The 25372-nt window shown below is 63.1% G+C and carries 22 protein-coding genes; 13 read left to right on the top strand and 9 right to left on the bottom strand.

Annotated features, from left to right (window positions below; all coding sequences use genetic code 11):
• Positions 1-13: 13 nt before the first annotated feature.
• Positions 14-2389 (top strand): polysaccharide lyase 8 family protein, encoded by a 2376-nt coding sequence (locus QMG25_RS14565; protein WP_283461437.1) that lies wholly within the window; start codon positions 14-16, stop codon positions 2387-2389.
• Here QMG25_RS14565 and QMG25_RS14560 read toward each other — a convergent pair.
• The 3 genes from QMG25_RS14560 to QMG25_RS14550 are packed head-to-tail and all read right to left on the bottom strand — an operon-like array spanning position 2386 to position 6449.
• Complete coding sequence (locus QMG25_RS14560) at positions 2386-4299, bottom strand: DUF2264 domain-containing protein (RefSeq protein ID WP_283461435.1); 1914 nt, start codon at positions 4297-4299, stop codon at positions 2386-2388. The genes QMG25_RS14565 and QMG25_RS14560 overlap by 4 nt on opposite strands.
• A complete protein-coding gene (locus QMG25_RS14555; protein WP_283461432.1) occupies positions 4296-5303 on the bottom strand; it encodes a Gfo/Idh/MocA family protein in 1008 nt (335 codons plus the stop codon). Before QMG25_RS14555 ends, QMG25_RS14560 begins: the two co-directional genes overlap by 4 nt.
• Positions 5304-5309: 6 nt before the next feature.
• A complete protein-coding gene (locus tag QMG25_RS14550; protein ID WP_283461430.1) occupies positions 5310-6449 on the bottom strand; it encodes a GntR family transcriptional regulator in 1140 nt (379 codons plus the stop codon).
• Between the two features lie 262 nt (positions 6450-6711).
• Between QMG25_RS14550 and QMG25_RS14545 the strand changes: the two genes are divergently transcribed.
• The 8 genes from QMG25_RS14545 to QMG25_RS14510 all read left to right on the top strand — a co-directional run bounded on the left by QMG25_RS14545 (position 6712) and on the right by QMG25_RS14510 (position 15488).
• Positions 6712-8019, top strand: coding sequence for an ABC transporter substrate-binding protein (locus QMG25_RS14545; protein ID WP_283461428.1), 1308 nt, complete (start codon positions 6712-6714; stop codon positions 8017-8019).
• The gene (locus QMG25_RS14540; protein WP_283461426.1) at positions 8019-8984 is read left to right on the top strand and encodes a carbohydrate ABC transporter permease; all 966 of its coding nucleotides are present in this window, start codon (positions 8019-8021) and stop codon (positions 8982-8984) included. The genes QMG25_RS14545 and QMG25_RS14540 overlap by 1 nt, the downstream gene beginning before the upstream one ends.
• Positions 8985-8993: 9 nt before the next feature.
• On the top strand, positions 8994-9917 hold the full coding sequence (locus QMG25_RS14535) for a carbohydrate ABC transporter permease (RefSeq protein ID WP_283461424.1): 924 nt from the start codon (positions 8994-8996) through the stop codon (positions 9915-9917).
• A 7-nt stretch (positions 9918-9924) separates the two neighbouring features.
• A complete protein-coding gene (locus QMG25_RS14530; protein WP_283461422.1) occupies positions 9925-11355 on the top strand; it encodes a sulfatase family protein in 1431 nt (476 codons plus the stop codon).
• 10 nt (positions 11356-11365) lie between these two features.
• Positions 11366-12760, top strand: a complete 1395-nt coding sequence (locus tag QMG25_RS14525) for a sulfatase family protein (protein ID WP_283461420.1) — start codon at positions 11366-11368, stop codon at positions 12758-12760.
• A gap of 87 nt (positions 12761-12847) precedes the next feature.
• Positions 12848-13558, top strand: coding sequence for a response regulator transcription factor (locus tag QMG25_RS14520; protein WP_283461523.1), 711 nt, complete (start codon positions 12848-12850; stop codon positions 13556-13558).
• A 5-nt stretch (positions 13559-13563) separates the two neighbouring features.
• Positions 13564-15084 (top strand): sensor histidine kinase, encoded by a 1521-nt coding sequence (locus QMG25_RS14515; RefSeq protein ID WP_283461419.1) that lies wholly within the window; start codon positions 13564-13566, stop codon positions 15082-15084.
• Between the two features lie 110 nt (positions 15085-15194).
• The gene (locus QMG25_RS14510; RefSeq protein WP_283461417.1) at positions 15195-15488 is read left to right on the top strand and encodes a WXG100 family type VII secretion target; all 294 of its coding nucleotides are present in this window, start codon (positions 15195-15197) and stop codon (positions 15486-15488) included.
• 13 nt (positions 15489-15501) lie between these two features.
• On the opposite strand, the gene QMG25_RS14505 is transcribed toward QMG25_RS14510, so the two are convergent.
• Together QMG25_RS14505 and groL are read right to left on the bottom strand one after the other, a co-directional pair.
• A complete protein-coding gene (locus QMG25_RS14505) occupies positions 15502-16503 on the bottom strand; it encodes a ribonuclease HI family protein (protein WP_283461414.1) in 1002 nt (333 codons plus the stop codon).
• 224 nt (positions 16504-16727) lie between these two features.
• Positions 16728-18362 (bottom strand): chaperonin GroEL, encoded by a 1635-nt coding sequence (groL, locus tag QMG25_RS14500; protein WP_283461412.1) that lies wholly within the window; start codon positions 18360-18362, stop codon positions 16728-16730.
• 414 nt (positions 18363-18776) lie between these two features.
• Between groL and QMG25_RS14495 the strand changes: the two genes are divergently transcribed.
• Entirely contained in the window at positions 18777-19322 is a 546-nt protein-coding gene (locus QMG25_RS14495) for a TM2 domain-containing protein (RefSeq protein WP_283461410.1), read from the top strand.
• Positions 19323-19421: 99 nt separating this feature from the next.
• Here QMG25_RS14495 and QMG25_RS14490 read toward each other — a convergent pair whose 3' ends face one another.
• Both QMG25_RS14490 and QMG25_RS14485 read right to left on the bottom strand, forming a co-directional pair.
• Positions 19422-20021 carry a LytR C-terminal domain-containing protein gene (locus QMG25_RS14490; RefSeq protein ID WP_283461408.1) on the bottom strand — a complete coding sequence of 200 codons (600 nt, stop codon included), beginning with the start codon at positions 20019-20021 and terminating at the stop codon, positions 19422-19424.
• Between the two features lie 42 nt (positions 20022-20063).
• Complete coding sequence (locus QMG25_RS14485; RefSeq protein ID WP_283461406.1) at positions 20064-20372, bottom strand: DUF3263 domain-containing protein; 309 nt, start codon at positions 20370-20372, stop codon at positions 20064-20066.
• Positions 20373-20619: 247 nt separating this feature from the next.
• On the opposite strand from QMG25_RS14485, the gene QMG25_RS14480 reads away from it, so the two are divergent.
• Together QMG25_RS14480 and QMG25_RS14475 are read left to right on the top strand one after the other, a co-directional pair.
• A complete protein-coding gene (locus QMG25_RS14480) occupies positions 20620-21378 on the top strand; it encodes a uracil-DNA glycosylase (protein ID WP_283461404.1) in 759 nt (252 codons plus the stop codon).
• 77 nt (positions 21379-21455) lie between these two features.
• Positions 21456-22310 (top strand): siderophore-interacting protein, encoded by an 855-nt coding sequence (locus tag QMG25_RS14475; RefSeq protein ID WP_502866418.1) that lies wholly within the window; start codon positions 21456-21458, stop codon positions 22308-22310.
• A 48-nt stretch (positions 22311-22358) separates the two neighbouring features.
• On the opposite strand, the gene QMG25_RS14470 is transcribed toward QMG25_RS14475, so the two are convergent.
• Positions 22359-23738, bottom strand: a complete 1380-nt coding sequence (locus QMG25_RS14470) for a threonine/serine exporter family protein (RefSeq protein ID WP_502866417.1) — start codon at positions 23736-23738, stop codon at positions 22359-22361.
• Here QMG25_RS14470 and QMG25_RS14465 point away from each other — a divergent pair.
• Positions 23728-24183, top strand: coding sequence for a pentapeptide repeat-containing protein (locus QMG25_RS14465; RefSeq protein WP_283461400.1), 456 nt, complete (start codon positions 23728-23730; stop codon positions 24181-24183). The genes QMG25_RS14470 and QMG25_RS14465 overlap by 11 nt on opposite strands.
• Positions 24184-24188: 5 nt before the next feature.
• Here the strand turns inward: QMG25_RS14465 and QMG25_RS14460 are convergent, their stop codons facing one another.
• The gene (locus QMG25_RS14460; RefSeq protein WP_283461398.1) at positions 24189-25262 is read right to left on the bottom strand and encodes a lipid II:glycine glycyltransferase FemX; all 1074 of its coding nucleotides are present in this window, start codon (positions 25260-25262) and stop codon (positions 24189-24191) included.
• Between the last annotated feature and the right edge of the window lie 110 nt (positions 25263-25372).

Below are 25372 nucleotides of genomic sequence, written 5' to 3'. Positions count from 1 at the left end.
AAGGACTTCTGCAATGACGCATGAACTATCCCGACGACACATCTTTCAGGGTGCAGGCGCCCTCACTTTTGCGGGCCTGCTCGCTGCGGGCTTCACCCCCATGGCCCAGGCCGCCGAAACAGCAGCCCCAAGCGACCTTGACGCCCTGCGGGAACGCTGGGTGGATCAAATTACCGGCCGCAAGCTGATCGACCCGGCCGATCCCGACTTCGCAGCGGCCATCGCCAGACTGGACAGGGCCGTGGCGAAGTCCGTCTCACTTTTGGCCCCACGGCCCGGCCAGCCGGGCGTCTTCACCGACGCACCGTTCGCGAAGGAAGCGAAAATTGTCACCACCTACCAGCGACTGGCACAGATGGCCACTGCCTGGGCCACCCCCAGCTCCAAATACTTGGGCGACGCAACGCTGCTGAGCCAGATCATCGGGGCGCTGGAGGACGGCAATACGTACGTATACAACGCCGAGCAGGCCGAATACGGCAACTGGTGGGCTTGGGAGATCGGCACCCCCAAGGCCCTGACGGACACCCTCGCCATCCTGGGCAACAACGTCGACGCGGCACTACTGACCAAGTACACCGCAGCCATCGACCACTTCATCCCGGACCCCACAAAACAGTTCCCGGACTCCCGCGGCAAGATCCGCTCCGAAGGCGCCAACAGGGTGGACATCTGCCAGGCGATCATCGTCCGTTCCATCGTCGGCAACGACACCTCTCGACTTGCCGCAGCCATCACGGCACTGAGCCCCGTGTGGCAGTACGTCACCTCCGGCAACGGCTTCTACACCGACGGCTCCTTTGTCCAGCACACCACTATTCCCTACACCGGCACCTACGGGGTGGTGCTCCTTGGCGGGCTGGCGAAACTCTTTTCACTGCTGGGCGGATCCGACCACGCTGTGAGCGACCCAACACGGAGCATCCTGTTCGACACCGTGGAGGATTCCTTTGCCCCGTTCCTGCACAACGGGTTGATGATGGACTCCGTCCGCGGGCGGGCCATCTCACGGACCCAGGAACGCGGCTTCGACGACGGGACCGCCACCCTCGAGGCCATCCTGTGGCTGGCCCGTGCCGTGGATGCGCCCACCGCCGCCCGGTGGCGGGCGTTGTGCAAGGGCGCGGTGACACGCAACAAGTACAGCAACCCCCTGACCGGCGCGTCCATCCCACGCACGGCACTGTTCAAGGAACTCTCCGCTTCAACAGTCCCCGCCGCGCCCGAACCACTGGGGCACAGCTTCTTCCCGGGCATGGACCGCTCGGTCTACCGGGGCAAGGGATGGGCTGTGGCCCTGGGGCTGTCCAGCCGCCGGACCACCTGGTACGAATGCGGCAACGGCGAGAACAACCTTGGTGCACAGACCGGTTCCGGCATGGCCTACCTCTACGCCGGCGACCAGGGACACTTCGACGACGACTTCTGGCCCACCGCAAACCTCGCCCGCCTGCCGGGCATCACCGCGGACACCACTCCGCTGCCACCGAAGGTGGAAGGCGAATGGGGTGGCAGAACACCACAAAACGAGTGGACCGGCGGGCTCACCCTGGACGGAACCGGCACCGTCGGCATGCACCTGATCGGCCCGGGCGGAACAGGACTGCAAGCCCGAAAGGCCTGGTTCTACACTGAGGACATGATGGTGGCGTTGGGCGCCGACATCCACACCGCCAGCAGCGCCGCCGTCGAAAGCGTCATGGAACACCGCAACTTGGGAGCCGACGGCGGGCAGCCAATGACTGTCGATGGCAACCTGCACACCGCTGCGGCAGGAATCCCTGTGCGTTACCGTCACGCGAAGTGGGCGCACGTGGAAGGGACCGGGGGCTACCTCCTGCTCGGCAAGGAGGAGGTCACTGTCTTGCGCGAGCAGCGCACGGGCGCGTGGAAGGACATCAACACCGGTGGAACGCCCGACGTCGTCAGCCGGCAGTATGCAACTCTGCTCTTTGAGCACGGTGCCGCACCAGTCGCCGCGTCCTATGCCTATGCGCTGCTGCCCGGTGCTTCAGCCAAGCAGACGGAAAAGGCCGCCCGCAAGGACGCACCGAAAGTGCTGCGCAACGACGCCGTGGGCCAGGGTGTGGAGCTGGGAAAGAACGCCGTTGCCGCAGTGTTTTGGCAAGCCGGAACGGTGGGACCCGTCTCTGCGGACAAGGCTGCGTGTGTCCAATGGGAAGGCAATCCCGGCCACGGCAGCTTGGCCGTTTCCGATCCCACCCAGGCTGCCGAGAGCATCTCCGTGACGCTCAAGGGCCTCAAGTACCGGCGCATCACCTCCGGCACCGGAGCCACCTTAGGCTCTGACAGCTTCGGAAACACGGTGATCACCGTTTCCACGGCCGGGCTGGTGGGAGGCACAGCCGTCTTCGAACTGCACCGCTAGTCTTTGGGTGGTTCCCAACGGAAAACGCCCTGGTTGATCGAATCGGCCAGCCAGGGCGTTTTTCGCTGCCACGGCAATACCACGTGCTGCTCGTCGACAAGCAGCTGCACCCCGTCCGGCGCCCACTCCCAGTGAAGCCGTACGGCGAAGTCCTGCAGTCCGGCCAGGGACACTTCAAGGCCCACCAGGTAGAGCACCCGAAGTTCGTTGGAACGCAGCGGCAGCCAGTCAAGAACAGGCATCGCCGAGCACGTGCCAAGGATGGTGGCTCCGCCGTGAACCACACGTGCCCGTGCTTCACCGCTGCTGTCCAGCAGGAGCAGGCTCGACTGGGTGCCCGGCGCGGAGCCGGCCTCGGCGGCGCCCGGCTCCGCGCGGCTGTGCAGTGCCTCGTTTGCGCTGCTCAGGTATCCGGAGATGGCAGGGGTCAGCCCCACGACGCCGGTGAGCTTCGCGGCCCGCACTTCAACGCCGTCGATCACGGCAAAGGAGGACTGCACCCTGACATCGCGGCCGTTGGCATCCAGGACAAAGGTGCTGGCGCCGCCGCCGGGCCGCACGCTGCCGCCCAGCAATCCGCGGTGCCGGCTTCCGCCGCCGGGACCCGGCACGTGGATGTCATTGTCGCGGACGCCCGGGGGTTGTCCCAGCCACGGGACGGTGGCAGTGGAAAATGCCAGGCGCCGGTAGAGGGGGCCGTCCTTTTGCGGGTGCCCGTCAGTTCCGGCATTGAGCACCCTGACAGTTCCAGTTTCCCGGGTGCCGACCGCGAACCATCCGGGCCCGGCCAGCGGCAGGGTGAAATCGCCCTGCTCCACGGGCAGGGGCTGCTCAGGCTCGGTCCAGGCCGGATGGTCGGGAGGCAGCAGGAGACCAAAAAATCCCTTTGCAGCCCATTGCGGTGAGCCGGGGGCGTTGTAAGACTGCAGGATGCTGCTGTCCGCCCCGTGCCAGCCAAGGGTGAGCACGCCGTCCGGGGCAGCGCCGCCGTCAAGAAAGTATTTCAGCGTCCCGGAGGCAAGCCGGCGGGCTTGGCCGGGCGAAACAGCTGTGACGCCTTCGCGCAGGGCCATCCAAAATGGTGCAGCGACACCCCAGCGGTAAATCAGCGACCTGCCCTGGATCAGCGGCGCACCGTCGGCACCAAAAAGATGGCTGTAGCCGTGCACAAACTGGGCCAGCCGGTCCTTGTAGACCTGCCGTCGTCCGGTGCTGTCCGGCTCCGCAAGCATGTCAAGAATGAAGAAGGGGTACAGGTGGAAAGTCCAGGCGTTGTAGTGATCAAACCGCCTTCCTTCACCGTCTGAATACCAGCCGTCGCCGACGTACCAGTCCTCAATCCTGGCCAGTGCCGCCTCGATGCCGACAGCGTCGTGGGCGTAGCCGGCGGAAGCCAAAAAAGCTTGGATCGTTGCGGCGAACATGACGTGGTTGTTGTCGGCACCGAACGATTGTGCCGAGGCCTGCAGCCATGCCGCCGTATTGTCCCGAACCCGCTGGGGCACGGCGTCCCACACCCAAGGGCGGCTAAAGTGCAGTCCCAGCACCACGGCTGTGGCTTCAACGGTGGCTTGCCCATGGTCGGTGAGCCTGGGCCAGCGCTCTGCCGATTCCGGATCCGTCCCGGCATCGAGGGCACGGGCATACCATTGGGCGGTTTCGGACATGCTCCCGCCAAGGTTTCCCCGGGCTCCGGCCAGCCGCTGTGCCGCCAGCAGGAACGTCCTGGCGAAGCCTTCCAGAAGGTCGACGTCGTCTTGCTCGCGTTCACTGGGAAAGCGCACCTGTGCGCCGCCGGGGGATGAATGCCGCCAGGCCGCAGCAATTTGTTCGTCGGCGGCCGCCTCCCAATGCTGGCGGCCCCATCCGGTGAACGGGGCCTGTTCCCAGTCGGGCTCGGGGCCCGTCATCGTGTCGGTTGCAGGGAGGACATTGGTGAGTCTGATAGGTCGACAGCGGTGCCCATGGACACGGAGTCGTAGGCGGCGAGCACCAATTCCACCACGTGTTTGGCATGTTCGCCGCTCACGCCGGGTTCGGCCCCGCCCACGGCGGCGACGAAATCGGCCAGCTGGGCCGTGAAGGCGGTCTGAATGTCATCCGGGGAGCTGGTGTGCAGGGTGGTCCGTTCGCCGTCGATCTTCATGAACGTTCCCTGACGCGGGTCGACGGTGATTGTGCCGCGTTCGCACACCACGAGCATCTCGTCTATGTTCCGGGGTGTGTCGGAGACGATCGTGACACGCAGCTGGACACCGTTGGCCAGCAGCAGTTCCATGGTTCCGTCGGTTTCCACCGGCGCACCGAAACGGCTGAGCGTGGTAGCGGATATGCGCACGGCGCGCGCACCGCCCAGCCAGAGGCTGCGGTCCAGGCAGTGTGCGCCAATGTTGATGAACGCCCCGCCGCCGGAAACTGCCTTGTCAAAGAACCAGTCGGGCCGGGTGCCCGGACGGTAGTCGGTGCTGCGGTAATCGTGAATCATGAGCACCCGTCCCAGCTGCCCCGTGGCCAAGGCGGCCTGCGTCGCAATCTTTTCCGCCATGAAGTGCTGGATCATGCCGACCACCATGACCACATTCGCGCTGGCACAGGCCTTTTCCATCAGGAGGCAGTCCGCAAGGGTCGTGGCCATGGGTTTTTCCACGAGGACGTGGACGCCGTGCTTGGCCGCGGCCAGCACCATGTCCTTGTGCAGGCTGTGCGGGGTGTTGATGACAACGGCATCCACCACTCCCGCTGCCAGCATGGCGTTGTAGTCGGTGAAGACGGCAGCGCCCCACGGTTGTGCCACCGCGGCGGCAACCTCTTCCTTCAGGTCGCAGACAGCACTCAGCTCGACGCCGTCAAGCACGGATGCACCTTGCGCGTGCAGACCAGCCACGGCGCCTGCGCCAACAATTCCCAATCGCATTTGAACTCATTCCTCTTCGTGCTGCGCGGGTTGCCTCTTGGCCCCGCAAGATTCTCTTATGACCAGCCGCGGACGGAGCCGCACTTGGTGGATGGGGCAATCGTCGCCCTCCGCCAGACGCCGGAGCAGGATTTCCGCTGCCATTTTCCCCATCCTGTGTTTGGCAGGGGCCACGGCGGTCAAGGGAACTTCGGCGAGATCTGCCAATTCGTCGTCGTAGGACACCAGGGCCAGGTCCTCCGGGATCCTGACCCCGGCCCGACGTGCGGCAGCCTCCAAAAATGTCGCTTCCCTGTCGCCGAAAACCAAGGCGGCGGTGATACCGGCATCACGCAGCTGGGCCAACAGCTGCTCTGCGGCCCCCGACTCCCAGTCTTCCTTCTGCGCGGGAAGCACCAATGGCGCAAAACCCAAATCCTTGGCGCAGCGTTCATAGCCGGCCACAATGGCAGGCTCAGTGGGGGTATGGCTTCGTATCAGCAGTCCCACCCTGCGGTGGCCCAGGCCGACAAGGTGACGGACGGCGTCGTACGCGCCGCCTTGGTGGTCCGAACACACGTGCTCCGTGCGGTCCCCGGGCCCCATGTCCGTCAAGCTGCGCTCCAACAGGACCACTGGCAAATTCAGGGCCGCCAGATCCCGCACCCGCTGCTGCGGATCAGCGATCCCGCTCAGGGTGGGCACCAAAATCAGCCCATCCACACCGGAATCAATGAGGAAGTCGATGCTTGCATCCTCGCGCTCCGACTCATAGTTGTACGTGGACAATTGCAGGCCCACATTCTGGGCCGAGAGTGTCTCTTCGATGCCCTTGAGGACCCGCGGATAATACAGTTGCGTGTCCGGCAGCAGCACGCCCACCCTCAGCCGGGTACGCCGCCGCGCCACCGGGCGTTCGGAGACAAAGCTTCCCGCCCCTTGCCGGCGAGCCACGATCCCTTCCTGGACAAGCTCGTCGAAGGCCCGCCTGACAGTAGTCAGCGACACTCCGGTCTCGGCCGAAAGCTGGGCTTCGGTGGGCAATTTAGCCCCGGCCGCCCAGGTGCCGGCCAAAATGCCACGACGAAGCTCATCGGCCAAGGCCTGAAATTTTAGTTCGCGGGAGTCGGTGTCGCGCACCGTCCCGGATTTTGCTCGGCTGATCACGGCGCCCTTTCTGCTAGCCCGTCGGTGACGAGCATGACAGATGAATAAGTAATGAATAAAGGTGTAATTGAAAGGTACCGCGCTCCGATTTTGTCGCGCCCGCCGCGCTTGCACCTCGTCTCCCCATGAGGTTGACCATTGAAATTTTCGCTCGTTTTCCAAGTAGTTTGAAAATACACCTTGATTCCTATCTTCGCGAACTGTTTGAGTCATGTCACTGAGTCGTGACCTACGGCACAACAACTTCACGAGGTGTCTACTTATGAGTACTAAATCCCGAATCGTACGAACGCTGGCCGTCCTGGCCGGCGCATCCATGGCCCTGACAGCCTGCGGCGGTGGTGGCGGCAACGATGCCGGTGCCAAGGACGGCGGTACAGTGACGTACTGGTCCATGTGGAAGGTCGGCGAGGCACAGCAAAAGGTACTCGCAAGCGCCATCGCCGACTTCGAAAAGGAGACCGGCAACAAGGTTGACGTGCAGTGGCAGGGCCGCACCAACACGAAAAAGATCATTCCGGCACTGAACACCAACAATGTCCCGGACATCATTGACGGTTCCAACGCCAACCTTGACATCGCACTGGGCAGCACCGGCCAGGCGCTCCCCATGACGGATGCCTACAACACCGAGATCGACGGCAAGAAACTCTCTGAGCTCATCCCCGCCAAGTTCGCTGCCGTGAGCAACATCAAGGGCAAAGACGGCCAACCGTGGATGGTGCCTTACAGCCTCACTTCGGATGGCATCTGGTTCGACGCCGAAAAGAACCCGGATCTGGTGACGAACCCGCCGGCATCCTGGGACGACTTCATAAGTCTCCTTGACAAGGAAAAGGCCGCCGGGCAGACACCAATTGCTGCAGACGGTGACATCTCCGGCTACAGCGCCTACTGGTTCGTCAGCGCACTGGTCCACAGCGAGGGACCCGGTGCGTTCAACAAGATTGTCACGGACAAGACCGGCGCTGGCTGGGACTCCCCCGCAGTGCTGGCCGCAGCCAAAACGGTGCAGCAGCTCGTCGACGGCAACTACCTCATCGATGGTTATAACGCCAGCAAGTGGCCTGCCCAGCAGCAGGCTTGGGCCACCGGCGGGGCAGATCTGCTCTTCAACGGCTCCTGGATCCCCACGGAGACTGGCACCTATGCCTCGCCTGGATTCAAGTATGCATCCTTCCCGTACCCGGCCGTAGCCGGCCAGCCCAGCATGGCACGCACTGATTTCACTGGCTTCGCCATTCCCAAGAAGGCAAAGAACCCTGCCATCGCCCAGGAGTTGGCTGCGTTCCTGTTGACCAAGAAGAACCAGGATGCCATGGGCACCGTAGCCAAGGTCCTTCCCGTCCGCGCTGATGCCGCCATTTCACCGGAGCTCGCCGCACTCAAGAAGAACATTGACGGCGCCGAGGAGATCTACTTGGGCAACGACGGTGTCACCGCTCCGGGTTACTTGGAGAAGAACTTCAACCCGACCGACGATCAGTTGTTCTTGGGAAAGATTGACGCTGGCGAGTTTGTCTCCAAAATGAAGTCGGAGACCATCGCTTACTGGAAGGCGCAGGGCTAATGTCCGCCTCTACTCTCAAGCGCACCCGTCGCAACCCTGCTCCGGCTCTCAAGCCCGGGCAGGGCCGGGGCGGCAGCAGCATTGAACGCCAGCGCCGCAAGCTTCTGGTACCGTTCGTCGGACCGGCTTTTCTCTTCTACACCGTGTTGTTCATCGTCCCCACGATAGCGGCGGTTTGGATCAGCCTCAACGAATGGGCCGGTTCCGGCCCCATGACCTTCGTTGGTATCAAGAACTACATTAAAGTCTTCCAAGACCCGTTGTTCCTGAAGTCCTTCGGAAACACGCTGCTCCTGTTGTTCGTGGTGGGTGCGGCAATCTTCATCCTGGCCTTTGCCATGACGCTGGTTCTTCGGGACATGGCTGCAAAGAAGATCGCCCGCAACGTCATCTTCTTCCCTCACCTGATCAATGCCCTTGTCTTTGGCATCCTGGCCGGCTTCATCTTCAACCCGGGGGGCATGGTCAACAGCCTGCTCAAGCCTCTGGGCGTCACGGAACCGCCGGCTTGGCTGGCCCAGGACAATATCTTTCCGCTGATCATGGCCACCATGGTGCTGACCACCACGGGCTACTTCACCACCATCATCATGGCCGGTGTGGACCGGATTCCGCCGTACTTCTATGAAGACTGCGCCCTTGCCGGTGCAACAGCCTTCCAGCGCCTGCGGTACGTGATTCTGCCGCTAACTTGGGACGTGTTCGGCACTTGTGCCGTGCTGTGGACTATCTCTTCAGTGAAGATCTTCGAAATCATCTGGGTCTTTGGCGGCAGTAGCGGTGCAGGCCTGCCACCCACCCAAACCTGGTCCGTGGCCGTGTACACCTACGTCACCGCATTCTCCGGCATGTCCACCCCGGCCTATGGTGCCGCCACAGCATCAGCCATCATTTCTTTGGCCTTGGTTACCGTACTGGTGGTGCTCCTGCGCCGTGCCATGCGCCGTGACGCCATTGAGTTCTAAGGAATCCTCATGACAACCCTTATCCCTTCCCCGTCCAAGAAAGCTGCTCCACCGCCGGTCCGTCGCAAAAGAAACCGTGGCGGCGTCAGTCCCGCCCTGCAGGCCGATCACAACTGGGTCCGCAGCATCGGAGTCTTTATTCTGTGGGCGGTGGTGGTGCTATTCATCGCCATGCTCGTCTGGACGGTGCTGCAGGCCTTCCGCGACACCCATGCAATCTTGGAAAGCCCATGGGGCTTGCCAACGTCGTTCAACTTCGACAACTTCGCCACGGCCTGGAACGTCAGCGGTTTCGCCTTGGCCACGGTTAACAGTGTTCTGACCACGGCAGTGTCCTCGTTCGTGTGCGTCGCCGTTGCCGCACCTGCCGCCTACTACCTCAGCCGGGTGGAGAACCGACTCACCGATGGTCTGAGCCTGTACTTCATTCTTGGACTGGGCATCCCAGCCCAGGTCATCTTGATCCCGCTCTTTGTCATGCTGGACAAGGTGCACCTGACCAACAGTTTGATTGGCTTGAACTTGGTCTACATCGGTTTGTCGCTGCCGTTCACCGTTTTCCTGTTGACGGCCTTCTTCCGCAGTCTCCCTCTTGAAATGGAGGAAGCGGCTGCACTCGACGGCGCATCCGCCCTGCGCACCTTTATCCAGGTCACACTGCCCCTGGCCAAAGGCGGCATCCTCACCGCCTTTGTGCTGCTGGTGGTTGGGAGCTGGAATGAAACCCTGCTGGCGCTGACCCTGCTCCAGAGCACCGAAAAGTACACACTGCCGGTAGCCTTGATCTCCTTCGTGCAGCAGCAGACCTACTCCGGTGCCGACTGGGGCGGACTGTTCGCCGGCCTATGCATCGTGATCCTGCCCATGCTGGTCATCTACATTTGGCTCGGGCGCCGACTCACGGAGGGCCTGACCTTGGGAATGGGCAAGTAGAGCACCCATGCGGACCAATCCCAATTTGTTGTTTGTCGTCGCCGACCAGTTCCGGGCCATGTGCCTGGAGCCGGGCGGCGATGCCGTTTCCACCCCCTTTTTGGATGCCCTGGCGTCCGACGGCGTGTCCTTGGCCAACGCTGTCAGTAACTATCCCGTGTGCAGCCCGCACAGGGCCATGATGATGAGCGGGCAGTACCCTGTCTCCAATGGAGTCACCCACAACGTGAACTCAGAAACCGCCGCCTGGGGTGTTGGGCTGCACCACGACGCCCCGTCATGGGCTGCCGTGTTGAGGGACGTAGGATACAGAACCGGCTACATTGGCAAGTGGCACCTCGAGGCACCTGTTCCGGCGGATGCGATCTACGGCACCGGACCCTTGGAAGACAGGCGCTACTGGGATGCCTACTCCCCCCTTGACCGGCGCCACGGCTTTGATTTTTGGTATTCCTACGGGTGCTCCGATGAGCACCTCTCCCCCCATTATTGGACCGGGAACGCCGAACGGCATGAACGGGTGGACGTTCAAGGTTGGTCAGCCGCGCATGAAACGGACGTGGCCCTGGACTTCCTCCGCCGGGCTGCCGGCGCAGCCTCCGGCGGTTCCGGCGCAACTTCCGGTGGTGCGCCGTTTGCTCTGGCGGTTTCCTGGAACCCGCCGCACCAGCCCTTCGACCAACTCCCGGAGGGGTATGACACCAGCTATGCCGGGTTGTCCCCCGCCGAGCTGCTCAACCGGCCCAACGTGGACGTGGATTCTGACACGGGCCGGGACGCTGCCGCCATCGCCCCGCTGTACTACGCCGCCGTCAACGCCATCGACGCCCAAGTGGGGCGGCTACTGGCCGCGCTCGACGATCTCGGCCTGGCCGAGGACACCCTTGTCATTTTCACCTCCGACCATGGGCAACAGATGGGCAGCCACGGGCTGCTCTACAAAAATGTGCCCTACGAAGAGTCCATGCGCATCCCCTTTGTGATGCGCGGCCCGGGAGCATTGTCCACTGAAGCCGCTGCCACCACCGTGCTCTCCAGTGTGGACATCGCCCCAACCCTTTTGGGGTTGCTCGGCTTCTCGGCCGGCATTCCGGCCCAGATGCAGGGCCGTGACCTGGCGCCTTTGCTTCGGGGAGAGCCCGGCACCCCCACAGGAGCCGGGGAGTCGGCCTTGTACTTTTACTACCCACGCGATGCGGACGATGTGGACATCCGCGGCATCAGATCACGCAGCACGAAGTTCATCGCCCGATTCCAGCCTGCAGGCGGCCTGACAACCGAGCTTTACGACCTGGTGGCGGATCCCTATGAACTGCACAACATCACGGATCCGGCGCTGGTGCGCGAGCACGCCAAAACGTTGGAAACCGCACTTGCCGCCGCCGGACAACAGTGGACCGGGGCAGATGCCCTGAAGGAATTGGCTGGGCCAGCATGAAGGAGACACCATGAACATTCTCTTGGTCATGGCAGATCAGTTTGCCGCCCACGCACTGCAGCGCAGCCGGGCCACCGACGCCCACTTCAACACGCCAAATCTTGACCGCCTCGTTGCGGCTTCCACGTATTTCAGCCAGGCCTACACGCCGTTCCCACTGTGTGTGCCCGCCCGCAGCTCAATGGTGACGGGAAAATATCCACACCAGCTCGGCATCATGTCCAACGCAGGTCTTGGCGCCAGCTCCGGCGCCTTTCCCGCCGTAGAACCCGGTCACGGCCCGGAATCGCTGGGACACTGGTTCAGCGCCGCCGGTTACGACTGTGCCTATGCGGGCAAATGGCATGCCCTGCGGGCCAGTGCCACCGACGCGGACGGCTTCTCCGCGATCCATCCCTTCGGCGACGAAGGATTGGTGCAAGCGTGCCACCAGTGGCTTGCGAACCGTGCCAGTCACGTGGGCAGCACCGCGAAGGCAACCAGCACCGGGCCCGCTGGCAGCGCCGGGAACGACGGCGAACGCCCCTTCTTCCTGGTCGCCTCCTTCGACGACCCCCACACCATTTGTGAATACGCCCGGGGCCAGGCCATGCCCTACGGCAAGGTGCCGGCCGCGGACCTCGCAGACACCCCTCCCCTGCCAGCGAACTTCACGGCGGCACCCTTTGCCCCCGACGCCTTGGGCGCAGAGCGCGCCTTCGCGGCGAGGGTCTACGGCAGCAATTCCTATACCCCGGAGGACTGGCGCCACTACCGGCACACGTACTCCGCACTCGTGGAACGCGTCGACAAGCGCATGGGCCAGTTGCTGGACGAGATCGATTTGGAGAGCACCGCCGTCGTACTTGTCAGCGACCACGGCGACGGCGACGCCTCCCACGCATGGAACCAAAAGACCGCCCTGTACCAGGAGTGCATCCGCGTGCCATTCCTTGTCCACGTGCCGGGGCAGGCTGCGGAAGTGGAGGAGCGACCCGTGCCCGCCGTGCTGGGACTGTTGCCGACCCTGTGCGAACTAGCCGGGATTCCGGCCCCGGAAGGCTTGGCTGCGGGGTCCGTGCTGAATCCGTCGGAAGAGCCGGTCGTGGTGGAGACGGTGTTTGCCGACGCCGCCGCCATGCCGGGTACAGGAACGGCGGGCCGTGCCATCATCGCGGGGCAATGGAAATACACGGTGTATTCCTGGGGAAGGCACCGCGAACAGCTGCACGATCTTGCCGCCGACCCGGGCGAGCAGCGGAATCTGGCTGTGGAAGCCCGGTACGCCCCCGAGTTGGAGGGGATGCGTGCGGAACTCCTGCGCTGGGCACTGGCGAATGGCGACACGGGATTCTTGAAGAAGCTGGTGCTGCCCGAATCCGCCGGTCCGGACGTCCAGCAGGAAATATTTCGCGTCCCGTACTAGCAGCTGGGAGCTGACTGGGCGTAAGCTGACAGTACTTATCCAAGGAATATTCAGCATATTCCCAGCCAATGGTCGGAGACTGTGATGGTGAAGAAGACAGGACCTGAAGCAAAGCTGCTCGTTGTTGACGACGAGCCCAATATTCGCGAGCTCCTTTCCACCTCCCTGCGTTTCGCCGGGTTTGAGGTGGTTGCAGCAGCCAACGGCCGCGAGGCCCTGGCCGCAGCCGAGGAGCACAACCCCGACTTGGCAGTCTTGGACGTCATGCTCCCGGACATGGACGGATTTACCGTCACCCGCCGCCTGCGCGCGGCCGGACGGCACTTCCCCGTGCTGTTCCTGACCGCCCGCGACGACACCGAGGACAAAGTCACGGGACTGACAGTGGGCGGCGACGACTACGTCACCAAACCGTTCAGCCTGGACGAGGTCGTAGCCCGCATACGTGCCGTGCTGCGCCGCACCCAACCCATGGAAGACGACGACGCCGTGTTGCGCGTTGCCGACTTGGAGCTCGACGACGACGCCCATGAAGTGCGCCGCGCGGGCAAGACGGTGGAACTCTCCCCCACTGAATTCAAGCTCCTGCGCTACCTGATGTTGAATCCCAACCGCGTGCTGTCCAAGGCCCAGATCCTTGACCATGTGTGGGAATACGACTTCAACGGCGATGCCTCCATCGTGGAGTCCTACATCTCCTACCTGCGCCGCAAGGTCGACATTGACGCCTCGCTGCCTGCCCTCATCCAGACCAAGCGCGGCGTGGGCTACGTGCTGCGAACGGCCGACAAGCGCTAATCGCCTTGCTTAAGTTGTGGAAAAACGCCTCCCTGCGCTCACAGTTGGTGGCCATCATCAGCGCCTTGCTGAGCCTGTCGTTGCTGGCGCTGGGATCCACAACTTTCCTCTTGCTGCATTCCTTCCTGGAAGACCAGATGGACACGCAGCTGTCCACCTTCCAGCAGTCCATCGTTGTGGTGGGCACAGTGGATTCGCAAAACACCGGCCAAACACCCTTCGCCTTTGACTACTATGTGGGTTTCCATTTTGGCGACGGCAGTTTGGCGGACCAAAACCGTTCAGGCAAGGACAAGCCCGTCTATCCCGCCTTCACCATGGAGCAGGCGCAGGCACTGAACGGCAAGAAGTTCAAGGTACCCAGCACCGATGGCGGAGCGCCTTGGCGGGTCACCGTCATCGCGCCGCAAAAGTTCAACTTCGGCCCGGCGGACTTGACCCAAAGCCGTCCGGAATATGTGGGCTACGTGGTGGTGGGGCTGCCCTACGAAAATCTTAACGTCACCATGCAACGCCTGGCCGCGGTCATTGCCGGCGTCGCCATCCTCACCATCACCCTGGGGACCATGATCGCGTACTGGACGGTCACCCGCTCGTTCAGGCCCTTGAGCCGGGTGGAAAAGACGGCAGCCGCGATTGCCGCCGGCGACCTGTCTCGACGCGTCGACATTGAAAACCCCGCCACCGAGGTGGGGCGCTTGTCAGGCTCCCTGAACACCATGCTGGCCCACATTGAGCATGCCTTTGCTGCCCGGACGGCGTCGGAGAAGCGCATGCGGCGCTTTGTGGCCGACGCGTCCCATGAACTGCGCACCCCGCTTGTGACCATTCGAGGCTTCTCGGAGCTTTATCGACACGGCGCCTTGCAAAAACCCGAGGACGTGGGCACGGCGATGGGCAGGATTGAAAGCGAAGCCAAGCGCATGGGCGAGCTTGTGGAGGACCTGCTCATGCTGGCCCGGATCGACGAGCAGCGTCAGCTGCAGCTCAAACTGGTTGACCTGCTGATCATCGGCCACGATGCCGTCCTGGATGCACGGGCATCGGCACCGGAGCGGACCTTTGTCGTCGTCGGACGCGAGGGTGGCCCGGGCACGCCCGCACCCACGGTTGGCGACGAAGCAAAGTTGCGGCAGGTGGTGGCCAACCTCATGGGCAATGCACTGCGCCACACACCGGAGGGTTCCCCCATTGAAATTGTGGTCGGCACCCGCTCGGAGGGCACACAGAAATTCTCCGTCATCAAGATCCGCGACCATGGCCCGGGCATCTCCGAAGAGGAGGCCCCGCGCGTGTTTGAGCGCTTCTACCGTGCCGATTCCTCTCGCGACAGAAACACCGGAGGCAGCGGACTTGGCCTGGCCATTGTCTCGGCGATTGTGGCTTCACATGAAGGAACAGTGCGGCTGGAGCAGACTCCCGGCGGCGGCGCAACCATGGCCATCGAACTTCCACACCAGGAGCCGGAGCCCGACGGTACCGCCGACGATGGCGAGGACTCCTCCACAGGAGAGGCTGCAGCCTAGCTTGCCCACTGTTGCCTCCGGGTGGCTGTTGGCTTCATGGAACGGCTCCTAGGCTGGAAACTGTCAGCGGCACACACCGAAGTTTCAACCTCCCGGACAGGACCCTTCCCATGGCACAGTTCAACGTCAACAGCGACGACCTTGCACTCAAAAGCACGGCCGTCAGAGGCTCGGTCGACCGAATCCGCATGGAGGTGGACGCCATGAAGCGCAACCTCATGGACCTGCAGTCCACGTGGACGGGCGCGGCCGCCACCAATTTTCAGTCGCTGCTGCAGGAATGGCACGCCACGGAACTGAAAGTTGAGGCGTCCCTTGAGAGCATCAACGGCGCCCTGTCCACGGCCGCGACACAATACGCGCAGGCCGAAGAAGCCAACACGAGAATGTTCACGGCACGCTAAAGGCCCCGCGGCCTTACGCTTCGGAGGTGCCCTGGTGGAAACGCACCTGCCACCGGCCGCTGGCGAACTGCCAGATTGAGCTGCGCAATGCGCTGCCGTCCGGGGCATCGCTGCGGTACGTCAACAGGGCCGTGGAGTCGTCGAGCCGGTTCAGTGTGAGCACCTCAAGGCTAGTGTGCCCAGCCGTCTCGTCGCTGAACATGGCCAGGGCCTCCTGCCGGGACAAGCGTCGGCCGGAGGCACCGATTTCTTCAAAGTCGGGGTGCAGCAGCTCGGACGCCCGCAGCGGATCGGCCCGCACGGCCGGGTCAAGAAGTTCGCGTTCGAGCTGCACTACTGCCTCCAGTGACGCGTCACGGCCGGCGGGGAATGAAGGGTCAAGGTCGTCCTCGAGCATGGAAAACAGATCCGGCTGCACCTCATCCGCCGGCGCTTGCTGCATGGGAGCCGCAGGTGCTTGCTGCATGGGAGCCGCCGGTGGCTCCACGGTGGCCACAGGATCGGATTCCGCTCCGGACTCCGCTGCGGGCTCGGCTGTGGGCGAACCCGCGCCCGGGAAGCCCGGACCAGCGTTGGGCGTGCGTTTGGCTTGATAGGCGGTGGCGGCGTCGCGGGCGCGGTCGTCGGCGGCTTCGTTGAGGTCGTGGCCAGCATGGCCCTTGACCCATTCGAACGTGTACTTTCTGCCCAGAATGGCTGCGTCGATGTCCTTGAGCAGTTCAAGATTCAGCACCGGCTTTCCGTCGGCCTTGCGCCAGCCCTTGCGCTTCCAGCCGGGCATCCACTTCGTAATGCAGTTGATGACGTACTGGCTGTCACACAGGATGTGCAACGGTTCTTCCGGCACATGCTCCGTGGACTTGAAAAGGTCCAGGACTGCCATGAGTTCGCCCATGTTATTGGTGCCGTGGGGCCAGCCGCCTGCACGCCAGCAGTTCTCGTCCACGTACCACGCCCAGCCGGCAGGCCCGGGATTTCCCAACGCCGAACCATCGGCAGCTGCAACAATTGTCATGAGCCAATACTTTCATCTATCCCGGACGTTCAATGACAGCCCCATTAAATGCGAAGGACGCCCCTGCCAAATGGCAGGAGCGTCTCTCGCACAAGCTTCCGGACGGAGCGCGTTTGGGCCCACGCGCCCGAGGTCCCAAATAGGAGGAGGGCGTTTGGGCCCACGCGCCCGAGGGCCCCAAAGCCAAGACGCGTCAGCGGCTCGGCTTAGGGAGGGCGTGGGGACTAGAAGCCGCCCATTCCGCCCATGCCGCCCATGTCGTCGCCGCCGCCGGCCGGAGAAGCCTTCTCGGGCTTGTCTGCGACAACTGCTTCGGTAGTGAGGAACAAGCCAGCAATGGATGCCGCGTTCTGCAGAGCGGAACGGGTGACCTTGACCGGGTCGTTGACCCCGGCAGCCAGCAGGTCTTCGTACACGCCGGTTGCAGCGTTCAAGCCGTGGCCGATAGGCAGGCCGCGGACCTTGTCCACCACTACGCCGGGCTCGTAGCCGGCGTTGAAGGCGATCTGCTTCAACGGTGCGTCGATGGCAACCTTGACGATGTTGGCGCCGGTTGCTTCGTCGCCCGTGAGGTTCAGGCCTTCGAATGCGGTCACGCCGGCCTGAATCAGGGCAACGCCACCGCCGGGGACGATGCCTTCTTCAACAGCAGCCTTGGCGTTGCGCACTGCGTCTTCAATGCGGTGCTTGCGTTCCTTGAGCTCAACTTCGGTGGCGGCACCGGCCTTGATGACTGCAACGCCGCCGGCCAGCTTGGCCAGGCGTTCCTGCAGCTTCTCACGGTCGTAGTCGGAATCGGAGTTCTCGATCTCGGCACGGATCTGTGCAACACGGCCGGCGATTGCATCTGCATCGCCTGCGCCGTCGACGATGGTGGTCTCGTCCTTGGTGACAACAACCTTGCGTGCCTGACCGAGCAGGTCCAGCGTGGTGTTTTCCAGCTTCAAGCCAACTTCTTCAGCAATGACCTGGCCACCGGTGAGGATGGCGATGTCGGCCAGCTGGGCCTTGCGGCGGTCGCCGAAGCCCGGAGCCTTGACGGCAACGGACTTGAACAGGCCGCGGATCTTGTTCACGATCAACGTGGCAAGTGCTTCGCCTTCAAGGTCTTCTGCAATGATCAGCAGTGGCTTGTTTGAAGCCATGACCTTTTCCAGAACAGCAACAAGATCCTTCACGTTGGAGATCTTGGAGTTGACGATCAGGATGTACGGGTCTTCAAGAACCGTTTCCTGGCGCTCGGTGTCGGTCACGAAGTATGCGGAGATGTAACCCTTGTCGAAGCGCATGCCTTCGGTGAGCTCAAGCTCCAGGCCGAAGGTGTTCGACTCCTCAACGGTGATGACACCTTCCTTGCCAACCTTGTCCAGCGCCTCGGCGATGAGTGCACCGATCTCGGGGTCGCCGGCGGAGATGGACGCTGTTGCGGCGATCTCTTCCTTGGTTTCGATTTCCTTGGCGGAAGCCAGCAGCTGCTCGATCACGGCTGCAACAGCCGTCTCGATGCCGCGCTTGAGGGACAACGGGTCGGCGCCGGCGGCTACGTTGCGCAGGCCTTCCTTAACGAGGGCCTGGGCCAACACGGTTGCCGTGGTGGTGCCGTCGCCTGCGATGTCGTCAGTCTTCTTGGCGACTTCCTTGACCAGTTCGGCGCCGATCTTCTCGTAAGGATCGTCGAGTTCGATTTCCTTGGCGATGGAAACACCATCGTTGGTGATCGTGGGTGCGCCCCACTTCTTTTCGAGAACCACGTTGCGACCGCGCGGGCCCAAGGTGACCTTGACGGCGTCGGCGAGGATATTCAACCCACGCTCAAGACCGCGGCGTGCCTCTTCATCAAATGCAATGAGCTTGGCCATGAAGGCTTCAGTCCTTTCGGGACAGTCATTCCGGATACAAAATCCCCACCACGGTGCCCGCGACGGACGGATGAGCAGCCGGTGATCTCTTTACAACGGCCACGAACCCTCACCCGATGAGGAAAAGTTCAAACCCCGACGGCGGTTGACCCACTAGTAATTAGCAGTCACCACTACAGAGTGCTAACTCAATCATAAGCACTTGGGGAGCTTGGAGTGCAAGCGAAGCGTCAGATATGAGCTTCAGGCGAACGGCCCCAGAGGATATATTGGCTGAACACCACGTCGTTACCTATCCGCCGCGCCCACAAACGGATAGCGTGGGGACTGTAAATATTCCGAAGTGTGCATAAGCAATGGATGCTCTGCCTCCCGGCAGCAGCTTGTGCAACAGCACCAGCACCAGGAGACACCGTGAGTGAAAATACCAACCCCGAACAGACTCCGGCCCAGCCGGAAAAACGCACCGAAGTGCCGGAAGGCTATGACCAGCCTTTACAGTCCAGCCAGGCGGGCCAGCAGGCTCCCAGTTGGCAGCCGCCTGCCGCCAGCGACACGACTGCACCCAGCTACTCGCAGCCCGGTGCGCCGCAGGACTACCAGCAGCAGAACGTTCAGCAGGGCTACCAGCAACAGCAGGGCTACCAGCAGCCGGGCTACCCACAGCAACAGCAGGGCTACCAGCAACAGCAGGGCTACCCCCAGCAGCAGGGATACGGCATCATCCCCGGCGTCGAGCAAAAATCAAAGCTCGTGGCCGGCATCCTCGGCATCCTGCTCGGGGCCTGGGGCATCCATCGCTTCTACTTGGGAGACACCAAGATGGGCGTCATTCAAATTGTCGTCACCATCGTCACTTTCGGAATCGGCGGCATCTGGGGCTTCATTGAAGGCATCATGATCCTCGTGGGGGCCGACCCGTTCAAGGTGGACGCGCGCGGCATTCCGCTAAAGGAATAGCCCACGGCACGACGTCAGGGCCAGCACCCAGAAGACACTTGTGGTGTCCAAAATCTAGTTTTGGACACCACAAGTGGCTTCTGGCGATTGCGGAGCTATTTAGGCTCCGGGACCCAGCACAACGGCCAGTGGCAGGCCCAGCTCGGCGGTCTCCACAACGGTTGGAATATTCAACAGCTTGCTGAGCGCCTCGGCATTGGCCTTCTGCGCGGTGTCGCTGTAGAAGATCACCGAGGCCGGCTGCGGTTGGCCGGCCCAGTTGGACGACTGGGACACGGGCCAACCACCGCCGGTGACAAGGCCCGCGTACCGCGCTGCCAGGCCGGGAACACCCGTGGCATTAAAGACGGCAACGGGGCTGCTTTTGTTCACTGCGGGCTCCGGAGTTGGTTCCGGCGTCGGCTCGGGTGTGGGTGTTTCCACCGCCACAGGGGTGGGCGCTTCTGCAGCGGACTGGGTCGAAGCCGGCGCGGAGCCAGGTGCGGTGCTCGTGGTCCCTGCGGCCAAGGGTGCCGCGTCCGTGTTGAGCATCTGGGGCATGATGAAAAACGCCAGCAAGCCAACGCACAGCGCCGCCACACCAAAGATCATCAGGGGCATCAACGAGCGCCTGTGGGGTTCCATCGAGGCCCGGTGAACGCCGTGGCGTGCCGAATTCTCCTCAACGGTGTCGAATTCATCCCGCGGGTAATTACTCATAGTGCAGTGCTGTCCTTGTGGGTGCGTTGGGTTCGGGGCGCGTCAATTGCCCAGTCGGCGTGCAGACCGAGCCTGTTGGCGTGACTCACGTAGTCTACGCAATCGTTTGACAAGCATGGGGTCGTGGGCCAGTGCGGCTTCCGTGTCGATCAACGCGTTGAGCACTTGGTAGTAGTGGGTTGCCGAGAGGTCGAACATGTCGCGGATGGCTTGTTCCTTGGCTCCGGCGTACTTCCACCATTGGCGTTCAAGGTCAAGCATCTGCTGGTCGCGTTCGCTGAGCCCGTCCGCGGGTTCAGGCGCTGCGCCGGCGTCCGTAGGGCCCTGCCCGTGCTGGACTGCTTCGGCCACTTGCGACCCTCCCTTTGCATTTCATCTACTGGATTTCACGCATGGCGTGCACGTTTGCCGGCCGTGCTCCACGGCCTGCTCTGTCCATAATAGGGGCGAATGACAGCTGTGTCATTCGGGAAACTGTGGACAGGGAACCCGTCGGCACCACGTGTGGGCCAATGAACGCCGGTCGTGCCGAGCTCAGACCGTGCCTCAACCCGTAGCTTGCCGTATCCGCGCGCCTGCCATGGTCCACAATGGAACCATGGACAGCACACCCGGCCTCTTTGAACTCCGCTCCCCCGACCCGTGGGACGCCCGGCAGGTGCAGGCCCTGGCGGTCTTGCGCAGCGACCCCTTGTCCCTGATGGCCCCGGACTGGGCCGCCGCGCTGGCGCCGCAGGAGAACACCTTGCTCAGCCTTGGGAAGATGCTGTCGAAGGAGTACGACGCCGGCACCCGCTTCCTGCCGCCGCCCACCCGGGTGCTGCGCGCGTTGGGCACCCCGCTGGCGAACGTGAGGGTTTTGATCGTGGGCCAGGACCCGTACCCGACGCCGGGGCACTCGGTGGGGCTCGCCTTTGCGGTGGACGGGGCAACGCGCCCCCTCCCGCGCAGCTTGAACAACATCTTCAAGGAACTCCAATCAGATCTGGGCATCGCCCCTTCCCCCCACGGCGATTTGAGCGCCTGGGCAAACCAAGGGGTGCTGCTGCTGAACAGGGTGTTGACGGTGGCGCCGGGGGCGGCAGGTTCGCACCGCCGTCGCGGGTGGGAAACCGTGACCGAATCGGTGATCAGCGCCCTTGCCGCCAGAAATCAGCCCCTTGTCAGCGTGTTGTGGGGCAAGGATGCCCAGCGTCTGGCCCCGTTGCTGGCGGGCACGGCCGTGATTGAGTCGGCCCATCCGAGCCCGTTGTCGGCGTCGCGGGGCTTCTTCGGTTCCAAGCCGTTCAGCCGGATCAACGAGTTGTTGCGCACCCAGGGCAGCGCTGAGATCGACTGGGCCCTCCCCTTGATCTAGACTAGTTAGGACAACCTAACTAGGCGCGCCCGTCGCGCCCACCACGCCGGGCGTCTGCCCGGCATCAGGAGCTCACTGTGACTTCAGCCAAGACCGAATCCTCCCCCGTCGTGGCGCCTGCCGTAAAACCACGCACCCAGTTCACCCTGCGTGTCCTGCGCACCGAACGGCTTGGCCCGAACATGGTGCGCATTGTGGCCGGCGGTCCCGGGCTGGCCGAGTTCACGGCCAAGGACGCCACTGACATGTACGTAAAGATCCACTTCCTGCAGCCCGGAGTGGAGTATGCCGAGCCGGTTGATGTGTTTGCACTGCGCGAAACCATGCCACGCGAGCACTGGCCAATCACCCGCACCTACACGGTTCGCTGGATCAGCCTGGCCGCTCAGGAATTGGCCATCGACTTTGTTGTGCACGGGGACGCCGGGCTGGCCGGGCCGTGGGCAGCCGCTGCCGCCCCGGGCGACAGGATCATTTTCTCCGGTCCCGGCGGGGCCTACAAGCCCAATACCGATGCCGACTGGCACCTGTTCGCCGGCGACGCATCGGCGCTGCCCGCCATTGCCGCATCCCTCGAGGCGCTGCCTGCAGAGGCCCGCGGCCACGTGTACCTTGAAGTCGAGACGGCCGCGGACATCCAGCCCTTGGAGAAGCCCGACGCCGTCGAACTCACCTGGGTGTTCCGCAACGGAACGACCACGGACGAGGGCTCGCTGCTGCGGGACGCCGTCACGAACGGGCCTTGGCCTGCGGGCCGGGTGGACGCGTTCGTGCACGGGGAGCGGGAATGCATGAAGCAGCTGCGCGACGTGCTTCTCAAGCAGCGCGGTCTTGAGCGTTCGCAGGTTTCACTCTCGGGCTACTGGGCCCGTGGCCGCACGGAAGACTTCTTCCAGGCCGAGAAGAAGCAGCCTATCGGCAAAATTCTGTAGGGCACCACCCGCGGAACACCCCACTGTGCGCCCCAGACAGGCGACGGGTCAGCGCCTGCGGTTGCTGCGCCTGTCCCGGTGGCCTTGGCCGCGGGTGAACGGGCGGGCCATGTTGTCGCCCAACACCACCCCGGCAGCAACGGCCAGAATGACCACAAGGGCATTGAACAGCCCGACGGCTCCCGTCACCGAATCGTCCGGCGTGAGCGTCAAGACAAACATGGCCCGGAAGATGGAAAGCCCCACCAACAAGAAGAGGATGGACGGGACGGCCACCACCAGCTGCGGCGCTCTCAGGCGCAGGGCAACAATGCGGGCCAGGAAGCCGATGGCGACGGCGCCGACCGCCGGAGCAAAACGGCCGCCAAGCCCAAGCTCCAGGCCGTAGAAATAGGCCAGATAGCCCACCACGGCGACGGCCATGGTCGGCAGCAGCAGCCTGACGGCAGTTTGTTCGGCGATGCAAATAGCCACTGTGGCAACAGCGACCAACAGCAACGACCAATAAACAGGCAGGACCGACCTGAGGTCCTCGGTCACATCCAGTCTGGCCATCCCCAGCAAGGCGCTCAAAACCAAGGCCACGGAGATGCCTGCCACAATGGCGCCAAACGTCAGAAACGCGGAGAGGAAACGGCCCGCGGCAGAGACGGGGAACCCGTTGATGGCATCCTGCACGGCCGAGACAAGCCGACCCGAGGGCAACATCAACAGGATCCCGCCGGCCACCACAATGGATGGGCTCAGCGGCACGTGCAACATGAAGAACACCAGCGCCAACACGGTGATGATAAAAGAACTGATGGCGGTCACAAAGAAGTCCGGAACCTTCCATTTGCCCAGCACCCGCGCCACCTGCCCTGCCAGCAAGATGGTCAAGAACGCCACGAGTGCACCAAGGCCCGAGCCACCGATGACACCAACCACTGCAGCACCAAAAACGGCCTCTGCCATCGCCACCATCCAGCGCGGGAACGGCTTGGGCCGCTTCGTGATGACATCAAGGCGCCTGGATGCCTCCTCGCGAGAGACACCGCCGCCGGCAATATCCGTCACCAGCTCGTGGACGTCCACCAGACCGGCGTAGTTGTTGGTCCACGACCGCACAACCCGCAACAGCGTGATGGGCACCGCTTCATGAGGGGCATAGTTGATGACCACAGACTGGTTCGTGATGTCCACTTCAATGTTGCGCAGCCCCAGCGCAGCAGTGACGGCGATGATGCTGGTCTCAACTTCCAGGGCACCCGCGCCATACCGGAACATGGTCTCGGCCAAGCGCAGGGCAAAGTCAATGGTTTTCCGTGCCGACTCCTCCGCCTGGCCCACCTGGATCGTGAAGTTGGCGTAGGGGGTCCCTGCCAGCCTTTCGACGATGTTCATGGGCGCCGTGGGCGGAGCCTCCCCCTGTACAAGCTTGCGCAGCACGGACCGGGCCGCCTTGTTGTTCGGCCGAACGGGCGAAACAAGGGGAATCAACCCGGCGGCAGGCGCCGTGCCCGTCCCCGTGGTCTTGGACGGCGCAGATTTGCCCGGCGCAGACTTAGGAGGGGTGGGCTTGGCCGACGTCATTTTAGGCGGAGCCTTCTTCGCTGGCACCGTCTTGGACGGCGCGGACTTGGCCGGCGCCCTCTTCGCTGGCGCAGCCTTGACGGGAACACCGTTGAACGGCGCACTCTTCGCTGGCGCAGCCTTGCCGGGAACACCGTTGGACGGCGCTGGGCGTGACGGCGCCGGGCTGGCAGGTGTGGTGTCTGCTTGGCCATGGCCGGGAGAGTCGTGGTTCCGGCTGCTGGGATGGTTGGTCATTGATGCTCCCTGGGGCCTAGTCCCGGTGCTGGCGACAGGATCTGCTGCCGCCGCGCGCCGTTGAAGTGTTTAGTAGAACTGCTTTCCGGTGCGGCGGGTGTACAGCTGCCTGAACACGCGCTCCCCGATCCTCGACCACAATTTATATCGCATGGGGCTGAGCACCAGATCGTAGCAACCTACAAAATCAGTGACAGTCTTGGTGAAACTGGTCTTGAACAAGCCCAGCCCGTGGTGCGGATGTGTGGTGTCCTTGAGCCTCGCCGAGGGCGGTGTGCCGCAGAAGTCATACTCACCGGCCCCCAATTCCTTCATGTCGTTGATGGCCACCCACTGCACAAGGTGCGAATCGCCATACTGCGAACGCTTTTGCAGCGAGCCGCCGTCCTTGTAAGTGGCCTTGGATCCGTAGTTGATCACAAACGCGCCCACAGACGCGGTCCCGTCCTCGTACACGAAGTAGAAATGTCCCTGGCCGCGGCTGACGAACTCGGTCCAGAACTGGCGGTAGTAGTCGAAACCTCGGACCTGGTTGGTGGACTTGGCCGCAATGGTCCCCACCATCAGCTCGTACATGGTGGCCATGGTGGCGTCGGTGGCATCCATCCGGACCACCTCGACCTCTTCGCGCAGGGCCCGGCGCACGGCATTGCGCCCGCGGGAGTGAAGTTTGCGCAGCAATTCGTTGGGCTCCGGAGAGATGTCCAGCAGCGCGGTGTGGTCGTTGGGCTGCAAATCAGGAACCTTGACGAGCCCGGCTCCCTGCAAGATCGCGTGGGCTTCTTCGGAGGCGACGACGTCCGGCTCAATCTTGGCCGCAAAAATGTTCAACTTCGCCCGCTTGGCAAAGCTGCGCAGCGCATCAAGCATGGCCGGAATCTCGCCCACACTGGCGGCGTCGGGGCCCTTGATGAAGTACCACAGCTTGCCGAGCACGGGGAAGGACTTTTCCAGCACCAGGTTGTAGCTGGTGTAGTCCGGGCCCTCAAAGGCAATGAATTGTGTGTTCCAGCCGTAATTCGCCTTGACAGCCGCAAACGCTGCGGATTGAAGCAAATTGCCGCCGTTGGGGTTGGCGGTGACCAATGTGTCCCATTGGTCGATCTCGACGGCAGTGGCAAATCGGGCGGTAAATTCTGACAAGTGACCCTCAAATAAGTCGGCATGTGGTTGCTGGTTTTAGTCTAGCCGGAACAATCCCGCAACCGACTCCCCGAGCCGTCCAGCGAGCCATGCACGGCTCGGAAAGGGTT

The organism is Arthrobacter sp. H35-D1 (genome assembly GCF_030063185.1).
GTDB lineage: Bacteria > Actinomycetota > Actinomycetes > Actinomycetales > Micrococcaceae > Specibacter.
Note: the sequence above shows the minus strand (reverse complement) of the source record. Positions and strands in the feature narration are given on the sequence as shown.

What these genes read in the sequence shown, in the direction of transcription:
- QMG25_RS14530 (WP_283461422.1), top strand. Translation starts at nt 9,925, where the DNA reads ATGCGGACCAATCCCAATTTGTTGTTTGTCGTCGCCGACCAGTTCCGG.
- QMG25_RS14525 (WP_283461420.1), top strand. Translation starts at nt 11,366, where the DNA reads ATGAACATTCTCTTGGTCATGGCAGATCAGTTTGCCGCCCACGCACTG.
- QMG25_RS14510 (WP_283461417.1), top strand. Translation starts at nt 15,195, where the DNA reads ATGGCACAGTTCAACGTCAACAGCGACGACCTTGCACTCAAAAGCACG.
- QMG25_RS14540 (WP_283461426.1), top strand. Translation starts at nt 8,019, where the DNA reads ATGTCCGCCTCTACTCTCAAGCGCACCCGTCGCAACCCTGCTCCGGCT.
- QMG25_RS14480 (WP_283461404.1), top strand. Translation starts at nt 20,620, where the DNA reads ATGGACAGCACACCCGGCCTCTTTGAACTCCGCTCCCCCGACCCGTGG.
- QMG25_RS14560 (WP_283461435.1), bottom strand. Translation starts at nt 4,299, where the DNA reads ATGACGGGCCCCGAGCCCGACTGGGAACAGGCCCCGTTCACCGGATGG.
- QMG25_RS14535 (WP_283461424.1), top strand. Translation starts at nt 8,994, where the DNA reads ATGACAACCCTTATCCCTTCCCCGTCCAAGAAAGCTGCTCCACCGCCG.
- groL (WP_283461412.1), bottom strand. Translation starts at nt 18,362, where the DNA reads ATGGCCAAGCTCATTGCATTTGATGAAGAGGCACGCCGCGGTCTTGAG.
- QMG25_RS14555 (WP_283461432.1), bottom strand. Translation starts at nt 5,303, where the DNA reads ATGCGATTGGGAATTGTTGGCGCAGGCGCCGTGGCTGGTCTGCACGCG.
- QMG25_RS14490 (WP_283461408.1), bottom strand. Translation starts at nt 20,021, where the DNA reads ATGAGTAATTACCCGCGGGATGAATTCGACACCGTTGAGGAGAATTCG.
- QMG25_RS14505 (WP_283461414.1), bottom strand. Translation starts at nt 16,503, where the DNA reads ATGACAATTGTTGCAGCTGCCGATGGTTCGGCGTTGGGAAATCCCGGG.
- QMG25_RS14545 (WP_283461428.1), top strand. Translation starts at nt 6,712, where the DNA reads ATGAGTACTAAATCCCGAATCGTACGAACGCTGGCCGTCCTGGCCGGC.
- QMG25_RS14565 (WP_283461437.1), top strand. Translation starts at nt 14, where the DNA reads ATGACGCATGAACTATCCCGACGACACATCTTTCAGGGTGCAGGCGCC.